General features: G+C 74.7%; 10 protein-coding genes. 4 read left to right on the top strand and 6 right to left on the bottom strand.

Going from position 1 to position 11,635, the window contains the following annotated elements:
* The first annotated feature begins 220 nt into the window (after positions 1 to 220).
* On the top strand, positions 221 to 3,190 hold the full coding sequence (locus ACFPCY_RS21220; RefSeq protein ID WP_378257709.1) for a helix-turn-helix transcriptional regulator: 2,970 nt from the start codon (positions 221 to 223) through the stop codon (positions 3,188 to 3,190).
* Positions 3,191 to 3,348: 158 nt separating this feature from the next.
* Positions 3,349 to 4,848, top strand: a complete 1,500-nt coding sequence (locus ACFPCY_RS21215) for a glycosyltransferase family 39 protein (RefSeq protein ID WP_378257708.1) — start codon at positions 3,349 to 3,351, stop codon at positions 4,846 to 4,848.
* Here the strand turns inward: ACFPCY_RS21215 and ACFPCY_RS21210 are convergent.
* A complete protein-coding gene (locus ACFPCY_RS21210; protein WP_378257707.1) occupies positions 4,832 to 5,905 on the bottom strand; it encodes an NAD(P)H-dependent amine dehydrogenase family protein in 1,074 nt (357 codons plus the stop codon). The genes ACFPCY_RS21215 and ACFPCY_RS21210 overlap by 17 nt on opposite strands.
* Positions 5,902 to 6,702 carry an SDR family oxidoreductase gene (locus ACFPCY_RS21205; protein ID WP_378257705.1) on the bottom strand — a complete coding sequence of 267 codons (801 nt, stop codon included), beginning with the start codon at positions 6,700 to 6,702 and terminating at the stop codon, positions 5,902 to 5,904. Before ACFPCY_RS21205 ends, ACFPCY_RS21210 begins: the two co-directional genes overlap by 4 nt.
* A 138-nt stretch (positions 6,703 to 6,840) precedes the next feature.
* Between ACFPCY_RS21205 and ACFPCY_RS21200 the strand changes: the two genes are divergently transcribed.
* Positions 6,841 to 7,050 carry a hypothetical protein gene (locus ACFPCY_RS21200; protein WP_378257703.1) on the top strand — a complete coding sequence of 70 codons (210 nt, stop codon included), beginning with the start codon at positions 6,841 to 6,843 and terminating at the stop codon, positions 7,048 to 7,050.
* 22 nt (positions 7,051 to 7,072) lie between these two features.
* On the opposite strand, the gene ACFPCY_RS21195 is transcribed toward ACFPCY_RS21200, so the two are convergent.
* The 3 genes from ACFPCY_RS21195 to ACFPCY_RS21185 form a co-directional block, all read right to left on the bottom strand.
* Positions 7,073 to 7,867 carry a patatin-like phospholipase family protein gene (locus ACFPCY_RS21195; protein ID WP_378257701.1) on the bottom strand — a complete coding sequence of 265 codons (795 nt, stop codon included), beginning with the start codon at positions 7,865 to 7,867 and terminating at the stop codon, positions 7,073 to 7,075.
* A gap of 153 nt (positions 7,868 to 8,020) precedes the next feature.
* On the bottom strand, positions 8,021 to 8,974 hold the full coding sequence (locus tag ACFPCY_RS21190) for an ornithine cyclodeaminase family protein (RefSeq protein WP_378257699.1): 954 nt from the start codon (positions 8,972 to 8,974) through the stop codon (positions 8,021 to 8,023).
* A gap of 25 nt (positions 8,975 to 8,999) precedes the next feature.
* Positions 9,000 to 9,992 carry an ABC transporter ATP-binding protein gene (locus ACFPCY_RS21185; protein WP_378257698.1) on the bottom strand — a complete coding sequence of 331 codons (993 nt, stop codon included), beginning with the start codon at positions 9,990 to 9,992 and terminating at the stop codon, positions 9,000 to 9,002.
* 336 nt (positions 9,993 to 10,328) lie between these two features.
* Here ACFPCY_RS21185 and ACFPCY_RS21180 point away from each other — a divergent pair, with 336 nt between their 5' ends.
* Complete coding sequence (locus tag ACFPCY_RS21180) at positions 10,329 to 11,210, top strand: S1 family peptidase (RefSeq protein WP_378257696.1); 882 nt, start codon at positions 10,329 to 10,331, stop codon at positions 11,208 to 11,210.
* Between the two features lie 58 nt (positions 11,211 to 11,268).
* On the opposite strand, the gene ACFPCY_RS21175 is transcribed toward ACFPCY_RS21180, so the two are convergent.
* Positions 11,269 to 11,628 carry a nuclear transport factor 2 family protein gene (locus ACFPCY_RS21175; RefSeq protein ID WP_378257694.1) on the bottom strand — a complete coding sequence of 120 codons (360 nt, stop codon included), beginning with the start codon at positions 11,626 to 11,628 and terminating at the stop codon, positions 11,269 to 11,271.
* Positions 11,629 to 11,635: the final 7 nt, after the last annotated feature.

Genomic DNA, 11,635 nt, shown 5'->3' with positions numbered 1-11,635 from the left:
CCCGCCACGTGGACCGCGCGGCTCGCAGTCCGGCCCGGGCAATCCGGCCCCCGTGGCCCGGCGTTTTGGCCCGGAGGGTTCGCGGACCAGCCGTCTCCCGGGCGGCGGCTCAGGAGGATGCTTCGGCCCTCGGCCCCCTTGGGGGCCGGGGGCCTGGGTATAGGGGAATGTCCTGGGGCGATGTCATACTGTGGCGATCGTCTGGGAGGTGCGGCAAAGGGTGCTGATCGGCAGGAAGGCGCAGTTCGGCGCGCTCACGGCGGCGTTGGAGCGCGCCGCCGCCGGACACGCCGGGGTCGTGCTGGTGGGCGGTGACGCCGGGGTCGGGAAGTCGCACCTGGTGGCCGAGCTCACCGCGACCGCGCGAACCCGCGGCTTCGCCGTGCTGACCGGCCAGTGCGCCGCGCTCGGCGAGTCGATGCCCTACCTGCCGCTGGCGGACGCCCTGTGGACGGCCCTCCGCGACCCGCGATCCGCCGAGGACGAGCGGGCCGCGCTAGAAAACGCCCTCGCCGGACGGCCCGTCCTACGAAGATTGCTGCCGGACGGCGACGGTGCACCCGACGAGGCGTCCGACCTGGGACGGCAGCAGTTGCTCGGCGCGACGCTGGCGCTGCTCGGCGAGCTGGGCGGGCAGCGTCCGGTCCTGCTCGTCCTGGAGGACCTGCACTGGGCCGACCGTTCGACGCGCAACCTGCTGGTCTTCCTGAGCCGGGTGCTCCAGCGGGAGCGGGTCTGCCTCGTCGGCACCTACCGGACCGACGACCTCCACCGGCGGCATCCGCTGCGGCCGGTCGTCGCCGAGCTGCTGCGGCTGCCGAACGTGTCGGCGGTCGAGCTGAAGCCGTTCCGGCCGGGCGAGACGGCCGAGTACCTGATGTCGCTGGCCGGGACGGGCGCCAAACCGCCCGCCGACCTGGTGGAGCGCGTCCACCGCAGGTCGGAGGGCAACCCGTTCTACGCGGGCGAGCTGTTCGCGGCCGTGGACGACGAGGAGCTGCCGTCCGCGCTGGCCGATCTGCTGCTCGCGCGGGTGGAGCGGCTGTCGGAGGACGCCCAGCACGTGGTGCGGGTCGCGGCCGTCGCCGGGCGGCGCGTGGACGACGAGCTGCTGCGCCGCGTGTCCGGGCTGCCGGAGGACGCGGCCGGTGAGGCGCTGCGCGAGGTGGTGTCGCACCAGATCCTCGTGCCGAGCGGCATGGCCGGGTACGCGTTCCGGCACGCGCTGCTGCGCGAGGCCGTCTACGCCGACCTGCTGCCCGGCGAGCGCACCCGGCAGCACCGCGCGTTCGCCGCGCAGTTCCTCCAGGCCGCGGCGCCGATCGAGGCGCCGCTCCCGGACGGGAACCGGCCGCCGCGCGCGGCGGCCGAGCTGGCCTACCACTCGATGGCCGCGCACGACCTGCCGACCGCGTTCGCCGCGTCCGTCCGGGCGGGCCGCGACGCCGAGCGCATGGGCGCGCCGGACGAGGCGCACGAGCACTACGACCGCGCGCTCTCGCTGTGGGACACCGTGCCCGGCGCGGAGGAGTCCGCCGGGATGAAGCGGGTCGATCTGGAGTGGGCCGCGGTCCGCTCGTCGGCGCGGGCCGGGGAGCTGCGGCGGGCCGTCCAGCGGCTGCGCCGGCTGCTGACGCTGATCGATCCGGACGACAAGGCGCTCGGCGCGGAGGTCCGCGAGCGGCTCGCCTACTACCTGCACGAGCTCGACCGGCTGGACGAGTCGCGCGCGATGGCGCAGGAGGCGCTCGACCTCACGCCCGTCGAGCCGCCGACCCCGGCGCGGGCGCGCATCCTCGCGACCTACGTGCGGACGCTGCTGGCCACGCCCGAGCGGTACGACGAGGTTCCGGCGATGGCGGCGGAGACGCTGCACGTGGCGCGCGCCACGAACGTGCCGTCCGCCGAGGCCGCCGCGCTGATCTCGCTGGGGCAGCACACCGAGGCGACGGCCGGGCCGGGGCCGGAGGTGACGCGCGCGTACTCCGAGGCCGTCCGGCTGGCGCGGACGTCGACGAACATGCAGGTCACGCTGCGCGCTCTGTACACCGAGGCGCGGCTGCCGTACGAGATCGGCGAGCTGGAGCGCGCCCGCGCGCTGGCGGACGAGGCCGTCCGGTTCACCCTCGACAACGGGCTCGACTGGGCGACCTACGGCATCAACCTGCGGTTCCTCCAGTTCCTCATCGCCTACACCGAGGGCGACTGGGAGCGGGCGGCCCGCATCGCGGACGGCTTCGGCATCCGCGTGGCGCGCGACGTCGAGGCGGTCGTGTCCTCCTACGCGCTGTTCCTGGACGTGGCGCGCGGCAGCGTGTGCGCCACGCACCGGCTCCAGTGGATCGAGCCGCTCTGGGACGGCGACGCGTGGCTGACCTACGTCGCGCGCGGGCTCGCCGCCGAGCAGCGGATGTGGGAGGGCGACACGGCCGGGGCCCTCGCGCACATCGCGACGGTCCTCGCGGCCAGCGGGCCGACCGACACAGGGCTGATCCGGATCGCGGCGGTGGGGCTGTGGGCGCACGCCGACCGGGCCGTCCTCGCCCGGCGGGCCGGTGACGCCGCCGCCGAGGCCGCGGCCCGCGCCGCCGCCGACGAGCTGGTGGCCAAGGCCCGGTTCGCGGCCACGCACACCCCGGACGGACGGCACGACGCCTGGATGGGCGCGGAGGGCCGGGCCTGGCTGGCCCGCGCCGAGGCCGAGTGGCGGCGCGCGCACGGCACCGACGAGCCGGAGCACTGGCGGGCCGTCCGGGACGCCTTCGACTACGGCTTCGTCTACGAGGTCGCGCGGTCCCGCTGGCGGCTGGCCGAGTCCCTGGCCGAGAACGGTGACCGGGACGCCGCGGCGGCCGAGTGGCGCGCCGCCGTCACCGACGCCGAGCGGCTCGGCGCGCGCCCGCTGCTGCGTGTCCTGCACGACCTGGGGTCGAGGGCGCGCCTCGCCGAGCCCGACCGTTCCCGCGCGACCGCCGACACGGCCCGCGACCAGGGCCCGCTGAGCGGTCTGACCTCGCGCGAGCGCGAGGTGCTGAAGCTGGTCGCGAAGGGCATGGGCAACAAGGAGATCGCGGCGACGCTGTTCATCTCCCCCAAGACGGCCAGCGTGCACGTGTCGAACATCCTGGCCAAACTGAACGTCACGAGCCGCACGCAAGCCGCCGCGCTGGCCCACCGCGAGAACCTCTGACGCCGCGCCGTGCTTCCTGGGCGCGAGGCGGGAGCGAGACGCGGTCGCGAGACCAAGCACGGAACGCCGGGCGCGAGCCACCGGCGTGAGGCGCCCCGGGGGCGGCCGTGAGTGGTCAACCGGGTGGTTCGGGGGACAAAGCGGCATAGCTTGCGGGCATGTCCGAAACGGGAGTTGAGGCGCCGGGGAATGTCGCGCCGCTCGCGCGGCGGCCGGTGGGGGTCGTGGCGGGCGGGACGTTCGTCCTGCTGATGCTGGTCGCGGCCCGGTACGGGTACCACCGGGACGAGCTGTACTTCCTGGTCGCGGGGCGGCATCTCGCGTGGGGCTATCCGGATCAGCCGCCGTTGCTGCCGTTCCTGACGCGGGTGATGACGGAGATCGCGCCTCGCTCTCTGACCGTGCTGCGGATCCCGGCGGCGCTCGCGGCGGCGGGGACGGTCGTCGCGGCGGCGCTGACGGCCCGCGAGATGGGCGGCGGACGGCGGGCGCAGACGCTCACCGCGGCGCTCACCGCCATCTGCCCGTTCGTGGTGGCGATCGGGCACACGTTCTACACGGCGTCCCCGGACGTGCTCGCCTCGACGGTGCTGGTGTGGCTGGCCGTCCGGTGGGTGCGGACGCGGGACGACCGGATGCTGCTCGCGGCCGGCGGCGTCGCGGGCGTGGCGCTGAACGTCAAGTACCTCGCCGGGTTCCTGGTGGCGGCGATCATCGTCGGGATGCTGGTCTCGGGGCCGCGCGAGGTGCTGCGGCGGCCGTTGCTCTGGGCGGGGGTCGCGGTGGCGGCGGCGCTGGCGGCGCCGAGCCTGGTGTGGCAGGCGCGGCACGGATGGCCGCAGATCGGGATGGCGGGGAAGATCGAGGCGGCGGGCGCGATGGCCGGACGTCCCGGATTCGTGCCGTTCCAGGTGCTGCTCACGGGAGTGCTGCCGTCCTGGCTCTGGATCTACGGGCTGTGGCGGCTGGCGAGGCCCGGGCCGTTGCGGCGGTTCCGCTTCCTGGCCTGGGCGTACCTGCTGCTCGCGGTGTTCTTCCTGGCCACCGGCGGCAAGCCGTACTACCTGGCGGGGCTGTGGCCCGCGCTGTGGGCGGCGGGCGCGGTCCACGTCGAGCGGCTCGGCGCGCCGCGCGGCTGGGGCTGGTCGCTCACCGCGCCCGCCGTCGCCGCCGTCGGGCTGGTGACGGTCGCGCTCACGTTGCCGGTCTATCCGGTGCGCTGGCTGCACCGGACGCCGCAACCGGTGATCAACGTGGACTCCGCCGAGATGGTCGGGTGGCCGCGGTTCGTCGAGCAGATCGCCGCCGTCCACCGCGCGCTGCCCGACCGCGACCGCGCGACGCTGCTGACCGGCAACTACGGCGAGGCCGGGGCGATCGACCGGTACGGCGGCAGGTTCGGGCTGCCGCGCGCCTACAGCGGGCACAACGGCTTCTGGTATTTCGGGCGGCCGTCCGAGACCGGCGGGCCGACCATCGTGGTCGGCCCGGAGTCGGCGGGCGCCCTGCTCCCCTACTGGACGTCCGTGACGCGCGCCGGGCGCGTCGACGACGGCGTGGACCTCTCGAACCAGGAGCAGGGCAAGCCGATCTGGGTGTGCCGGGGGCAGCGGATGGGCTGGGCCGACCTGTGGCCCCGCCTCAAGCACCTCGGCTGACCAGGCCGCGGCCGGGGATCAGCGGCAGGTCGAGGGCGGTGAGGAGGCCGGGCGGGGACGCGACGACCGCCGGGACGGCGTTCACGATCCGCATCGCGGTCGCCTTCAGCCCGGCCGTGTTGTGGTCGCCGTCCGAGCCGAGGAGCCGCAGGTCGAGGGTGTAGTTCGGCTCGCCGGTGATCTCCACCCGGTAGCAGCCCTTCCCGGACGGCTGCGGCCAGTCGGGGGCCAGGTCGTCGCGCAGGCGGGTGACGTGTTCGAGCACGATGACCGGCCGTCCGGCGACCATGCCGCGCACCTCGAAGCGCAGCGCCGCCGCCGTGCCCTTCTCGATCGTCCCGGAGTCGATCTCGAACGTCTCCGGGGCGGGCAGCCGGACGTGCTGCTCCTCGACCGCGTCCAGCTCGACGTCGAGGGCGGCGGCGAGCTGCCGCACGACGCTCCCCCAGCCCATCCCGAGGACGCCGGGGAGCAGCAGCATCGGCGTGTCGTCGAGCGGGCGGCCGAAGCCCATGATGTCGAACAGGACGGTGCCCTGGTCGTAGGTGGCGTAGTTGAGGATCTCCATGCAGCGGACCTGGTCGATCCGCTCGCTGATCCCGGACAGCGCGATCGGCAGGACGTCGTTGGCGAACCCCGGGTCGATGCCGTTCACGAACAGCGACGCCCCGCCCTCGGCGGCGGCCGCGCGGATCGGCGCGATCATCTCGTCCGGGATGACCTGGTCCGGGAACTGGAGGAACACCGGGCTCGCGGAGACGACGTCCACGCCGGCGCGCAGCAGGCGGGCGAGGTCGTCGAGGGCCTCCTGGAGGCGGACGTCGGCCATGCAGGTGTAGACGACGCAGTCGACGCCGCGCGCGAGGATCTCCGCCTCGTCGCCGGAGGCGGCGACGCCGACGGGTTCGAGCCCGCACAGCTCGCCGGCGTCCCGGCCGGCCTTGGCCGGGGTGGACGTCCAGACGCCGACGAGCTCCAGGTCGGGCCGGGCGACGATGCCCGCGAGGGCGTGCCGTCCGACGTTGCCGGTGCCCCAGAGGGCGACGCGGTGGGTCATGGCCGGGCCTCCAGGTCGGGCAGTCCGAGGTCGAGGTTGGGCACGTCGGTCCCGCCGTCCACGCGCAGGACGGTCCCGGTGACGTAGCCGGCGGCGGGCGAGGCGAGGTAGAGGACGGACGCGGCGACCTCCTCCGGTTCGCCGACGCGGCGCAGCGGCGTGTTCGCCTCCATCTGTCCGCGCAGCTCGTCGTTGGTCATGACGATGTCCAGCGCGGACGTCGCGACCGATCCGACGGCGATCGCGTTGACGCGGACGCGCGGCGCGAGGTCGCAGGCGGCGAGCCGGGTGTAGTGGACGAGCGCGGCCTTCGCGGTGCCGTAGGCGAGGTAGCCGCGCCCGGCCATGCGTCCCATCGCGGACGCGATGTTGACGACCGATCCGCCGCCCGCCGCGAGCATGTGCGGGACGGCGGCGCGCGTCAGGGCGTGGGCGCCCGAGACGTTGAACCGGAACGCCTCCTCCAGCGTGTCCGGCCCGGTGTCGAGGAAGGCCTGCGGCATCGTGCCGCCGACGTTGTTGACGACGACGTCGAGCCGTCCGAACGCGTCGGCGGCCCGGGCGGCGAGTTCGGCGGACGCGGCCGGGTCGGACAGGTCGGACGGCACGACCAGCGCGCGCCGTCCGGCCGCCTCGACCTCGGCGGCGACCTTGCGGAGTTGCTCTTCGGTGCGGGCGGCGAGCACGACGTCGGCACCGGCCTGCGCGAGCGCGACGGCCGAGGCGGCGCCGATGCCGCGGCCCGCGCCGGTGACGACGGCGACGCGGCCGTCGAGACGGAAGCGGTCCCAGATCACGCCCCAACTCCAACACGAATGAGAACGTGTTTCAATATGATCTCGCGTCTTCTCGCGGATCTCGCGGGAGAAGTCGGGACTTCGGCCGCATCCTGAGGTACACCGGAACCATCACCCTTCGCGCCGGAGGTGGTTCCGATGTCCCGTCGCCGAACCCGGTACCGCGTCCCCACCCGCTGCCCGACGGGCAAGGTCCGCTTCCGGGACCGCATCGCCGCGACGCTGGCCCTCGCCACGATCCAGCGCCAGGGCCGCGCCGACCGGGACAAGACCGAGACCCGCGCCTACCGCTGCCCGACCTGCGCGGGCTGGCACCTCACCTCGCAGCGGCCCCGCGTCAACCGCTGACCCCTTTGCGGAGGCGGGGCCGCTAGCGCAGGAGCGCGGCCAGCGGCCCGGCCACGTCGGCGGACTGGCGCAGGCCCTCCTTGTAGACCGCGTTCCAGCGGGCGCGGTCGCCGAGGTCCGGGCCGAACGCCTCCAGCGCGGCGGCGTCCGGCCGGATGCGCACGTCGGCGCCGCCGTCCGGACCGGGCATCAGGTGGGCGATCGGCTCGATGAGGATCAGCGCGCCCGCGCCCTCGGCGAGGTGGACGTTCGATCCGCCGCCGAACGCGCCGTCGATGTACTCGCGCCCGCCGATCTCCACGGGACGGACCGCGCCGGGCGCCGCGCTGCTGGACGCCATGGCCGCGTGCAGCGGGACGCCGCTGTCGCGCGTCCAGACGACGGGCTCGCCCGCCGCGACGTCCACGGCGGTGATCAGCAGCCGGGCGTCCGGCCACTCGCGCGTCCCGGCGAGCCACTCCATCGACGCCAGGTGCCGCTCGGCGGGCAGCGCGGCGGCCTCGCGCGCGATCTCGCCGACGCGGCGCAGCGACGCGCGCGGGTCCGCGCCCGGCGCGTTCATGATCTCCAGGACGCGCGGCATCACCGCCGGGTCGCCGGTCCGCTCGCCGGCCGGGATCTCGGCCACCTCGTCCAGGTCGCGGCCGGTGGCGAGGGCCGCCCCGGCGATCGCGCCCGCCGAGGTGCCGACGATCAGGCCGGCGCGGGCGAGGTCGGCACCCGCGCGGCGCAGGCCGTTGCCGAGGCCGAGCAGCCAGGCGGTGCCGACCGGGCCGCCCGGCCCGAGGACGAGCGCGACATCAGGGGAAGTGGTCATGATCCCAACCTAGAGAGGGCCCGCGAGGGGCGGTATCGGACTTTGGACCGGGGACCGAGGTCCCGGACGGCCCGACCGCTCGGCCGAGGAGGCCCCGGCCGAAGGCGCTCACCCGAGGAGCGCTCGGCCGAGGAGCGCTCAGCCGAGGAGCGCTCAGCCGAGGAAGTCGAAGGGCGTGCCCGCGCCGGCGTCGCGCGCGGCGCGGTAGGCGGCCCAGGAGAACGCGAGGTCCTGCCAGGGCAGGCCGACCGGCGCGTAGACGGTGATCTCCTCGTCGCGGACGCGGCCGGGGACCTCGCCGCGCAGCAGGTCGCCGAGCGTCCCGGCCGCGTGCCGCACCGACAGGCCCGCGCCGGCGAGCACGCCCATCTCGACCGCCAGGGGCACGTCGTCCACCACGACGCGGGCGCGTTCGAGCAGGTCGGGGGCCAGTTCGGACTTGCCGGGCTCGTCCGCGCCGAGCGAGGTGAGGTGGGTGCCGGGGGCGATGTCGGCGGCGTGCAGCAGCGGCCGGCGCGCCCAGGTCGCGGCGATCACGACGTCCGCGCCGAGGACGGCGTCGCGCGGGTCGGCCGCGGTGACGGCCGGGACGCCGAGCCGCGCGCCGTGCCGTTCGGCGAACGCGGCGGCGCGGCCCGCGTCGAGGTCGGTGACGGTGAGGCCGGTGACGGGCCGGAGCTCGGCGAGGCCGCGCAGCACCAGGTCGGCCTGCGCGCCCGCGCCGACGACCGCGACCCGTCCGCCGGACCGGCGCGCGAGCGCGTCGGTGCCGAGCGCGGCGGCGAGGCCGGTGCGCCAGGCGGTGACGGTCGCCGAGTCGAGCAGCGCGAGCAGCTCCCCCGACTCCAGGTCGTGCAGGCAGACGACGCCGCGCAGCGCGGGCCGGGACGCGGGGAACTTCGCGTTGACCTTCACCGTGTACGCGGGGACGCCGGTGACCAGCCCCGGGATGAGCGCGGTGGCGCTGCCGGGCCCGGGCAGCGGGGTCACCACCCGGCGCGCCGCTAGGTCGCCGGGTCCGGCGGTGAACCCGGCCCGCAGCGCGGCGAGGATCGTGGCCGGGTCGAGCAGGCGTTCCAGAGCGGAGCGGTTCAGCAGCAGGGTCACGCCCCTATTGTCCCTGTTCGCCGGGCTATTCGGGCCGTCGGCGCGCGGAGGTGAGGGAATCCCAGTCCTTCAGCCAGTCCCGTCCGACCTCGTCGACGAACGAGCCCGGCGGCGGCTGGACGTGGTGCGCCGCGAGCCACTCCCCCGGCCGCCGCATGGACGGCCGGACGCGGCCGTCGCTCGGCATGAGCTGCGGCAGGATCGGCGCGGGCAGCGCCTTCGGGGCCTCGCCCTCGCTCTCCAGCTCGGCGGTGTCCTTCTCCTCGGCCATACCGATCGGGCCCTCGCGGCGGGCGTTGAAGAACTGGTTCACCGCCGGGTGCGTGCTCGACAGGACCATCTCGCGCGGCCCGAACATCACCAGGCCGCGCCGGAACAGCAGGCCGAGGTTGTCGGGCAGGACGCGGGCGGTGCCGATGTCGTGCGTGACGATCAGGAACGTCGCGCCCATCTCGGCGTTCAGGTCGACGAACAGCTGGTTCAGGTAGGCCGTCCGGACCGGGTCGAGGCCCGAGTCGGGCTCGTCGGCGAGGATGACCTCGGGGTCGAGGACGAGCGCGCGGGCGAGCCCGGCGCGCTTCTTCATCCCGCCGGAGATCTCGCCGGGCAGCTTGTCGTCGGAGCCGGTCAGGCCGACCATGTCCATCTTCTCCAGCACGATCCGCCGGATCTCCGACTCGCTCTTGCGGGTGTGCTCGCGCAGGGGGAAGGCGATGTTGTCGAAGATGTTCATCGAGCCGAAGAGCGCGCCGTCCTGGAACAGGACGCCGAACCGGCGGCGCACCTCGTACAGCTCGTGCTCGCGGACGCGGGGCACGTCGCGGCCGTCCACGTAGACGTGGCCGCGGTCCGGGCGGAGCAGGCCCACCAGGTTCTTCAGGAAGACCGACTTGCCGGTGCCGGACGGCCCGAGCAGCGCGGAGATCTCGCCGGCGGGGACGGTCAGGGTGACGTCCTCCCAGACGACCTGGCGGCCGAACGACTTCTTGAGCCCTTCCACCCGGATCTCGATGCCCATGGCGACTCCAACGGGCGGAGGCCGGGGGCGGGGTGGTTCCCGTGGCCTGCTGCCGCCCCCGCCGCCTTCGACGATACGTCCGGCCGCGAACGCCGCGTAGGCCCGTCCCGGACCGCTGTCGGACAGCGGGTCCGCGCGTCCGGCCCCGATTCGACTACAACTGTCAAACCCGTAACCATGCCCGTTTCTCCCGGATTATCCCGAACGTTTTCCGCCAAGGCCCCCGCCCCGAGATAAGCATGATCGTCCCTAGGCGGACGGCTTCCCGGTCACGGATGCTCGGCTCACTCCGGATGCGTCATCCGGGACGCATCCGCTCCCCCCGGGAGGCTCCCCGTGCGTACCCCGCACCCGCGTGCCCGCCGCACCGCCCTGATCGGGTCGGCCGCCGCGCTCCTCACCGCCACCGCCGTCCCCGCCGCGCACGCGCAGGGCGGCACCCACCCCGACCCGCAGCAGGTCATGGCCGCGCTCCAGCGCGACGCCTCCGTCCCCGGCACCGCCTGGGGCGCGGACCCGAAGACCGGCCAGGTCGTGCTGTCCATCGACAGCACCGTCACCGGCGCGAAGCTCGCCAAGGTGAAGGCCGCCGCGGCCAGGCAGGGCAAGGCCGTCCGCACCGAGCGCGTCGCGGGCGCCTACCACCTGTTCACCGCGGGCGGCGACGCGATCTACACCGGCCAGTACCGGTGCTCGCTCGGCTTCAACGTCAAGAAGGGCGGCGCCTACTACTTCCTGACGGCCGGGCACTGCACGAACCTCGGCGGCAACTGGTACTCCAACTCGGCGAAGACCGCCCTGCTCGGCCCGACGGCGGGCAGCAGCTTCCCGGGCACCGACTACGGCATCGTGAAGTACGCGTCCACGCCGTCCGACACGACCGGCGGAGTGGACCTCTACCCCGGCTTCCGCGACATCACCTCGGCGGCGACCCCGTCCGTCGGGCAGACCGTGTACCGCAGCGGCAGCACCACGCACGTCCACTCCGGGACCGTCACCGGGCTCAACCAGACCGTCAACTACGCCGAGGGCACCGTGCGCGGCCTCATCAAGACGACCGTCTGCGCCGAGCCCGGCGACAGCGGCGGCTCGCTGTTCGCGGGCAACACCGCGCTCGGCCTCACCTCCGGCGGCAGCGGTAACTGCTCCTCCGGCGGGACGACGTTCTTCCAGCCCGTCACGGCCGCGCTGAGCGCGTTCGGGGCGTCGATCTACTAGTTCCGGCCGGTCTCCGGCACCAGGCCAACCGCCCCGGTCGGTTCCCCGGCCGGACGGGTCAGACCGTCCGGCCGGGGAACAGGGACTCGCGGCGCACGATCCGCCCGGCGCGGAACAGGTGCCAGTCGGTGAAGCGGAGGTCCACCGCCGAGCCGTCCCGCAGCCGGCCCCGGAACCCGCCGCGCACCGCGACCCAGCTCTCGCCGGGCAGCACCTGGTCCAGGGTGTGCGTGCCCGAGGCGATGACCCGCTCCTCCCGGTAGAACCGGCGCAGCGCGTCGATCCCGACGATGGTCGGCGTGCCCTGCCGCTCGTAGACGATCTCGTCGTCGAACAGCGCGAGCAGGTCGTCCAGCCGGTCGGCGTCCACCAGTTCGTAGTAGTTGCGGACGAGCCGCTCCAGTTCCGATCCCGCCATGTTCGCC

The sequence above is a fragment of the Actinomadura gamaensis genome (assembly GCF_042652125.1).
Taxonomy (GTDB): domain Bacteria; phylum Actinomycetota; class Actinomycetes; order Streptosporangiales; family Streptosporangiaceae; genus Spirillospora; species Spirillospora gamaensis.
This window is presented reverse-complemented; position numbering and strand designations above follow the sequence as displayed.

Coding starts and splice junctions, on each gene's coding strand:
- ACFPCY_RS21210 (WP_378257707.1), bottom strand. CDS start 5,905: ATGACCCACCGCGTCGCCCTCTGGGGCACCGGCAACGTCGGACGGCAC.
- ACFPCY_RS21185 (WP_378257698.1), bottom strand. CDS start 9,992: ATGGGCATCGAGATCCGGGTGGAAGGGCTCAAGAAGTCGTTCGGCCGC.
- ACFPCY_RS21175 (WP_378257694.1), bottom strand. CDS start 11,628: ATGGCGGGATCGGAACTGGAGCGGCTCGTCCGCAACTACTACGAACTG.
- ACFPCY_RS21215 (WP_378257708.1), top strand. CDS start 3,349: ATGTCCGAAACGGGAGTTGAGGCGCCGGGGAATGTCGCGCCGCTCGCG.
- ACFPCY_RS21200 (WP_378257703.1), top strand. CDS start 6,841: ATGTCCCGTCGCCGAACCCGGTACCGCGTCCCCACCCGCTGCCCGACG.
- ACFPCY_RS21195 (WP_378257701.1), bottom strand. CDS start 7,867: ATGACCACTTCCCCTGATGTCGCGCTCGTCCTCGGGCCGGGCGGCCCG.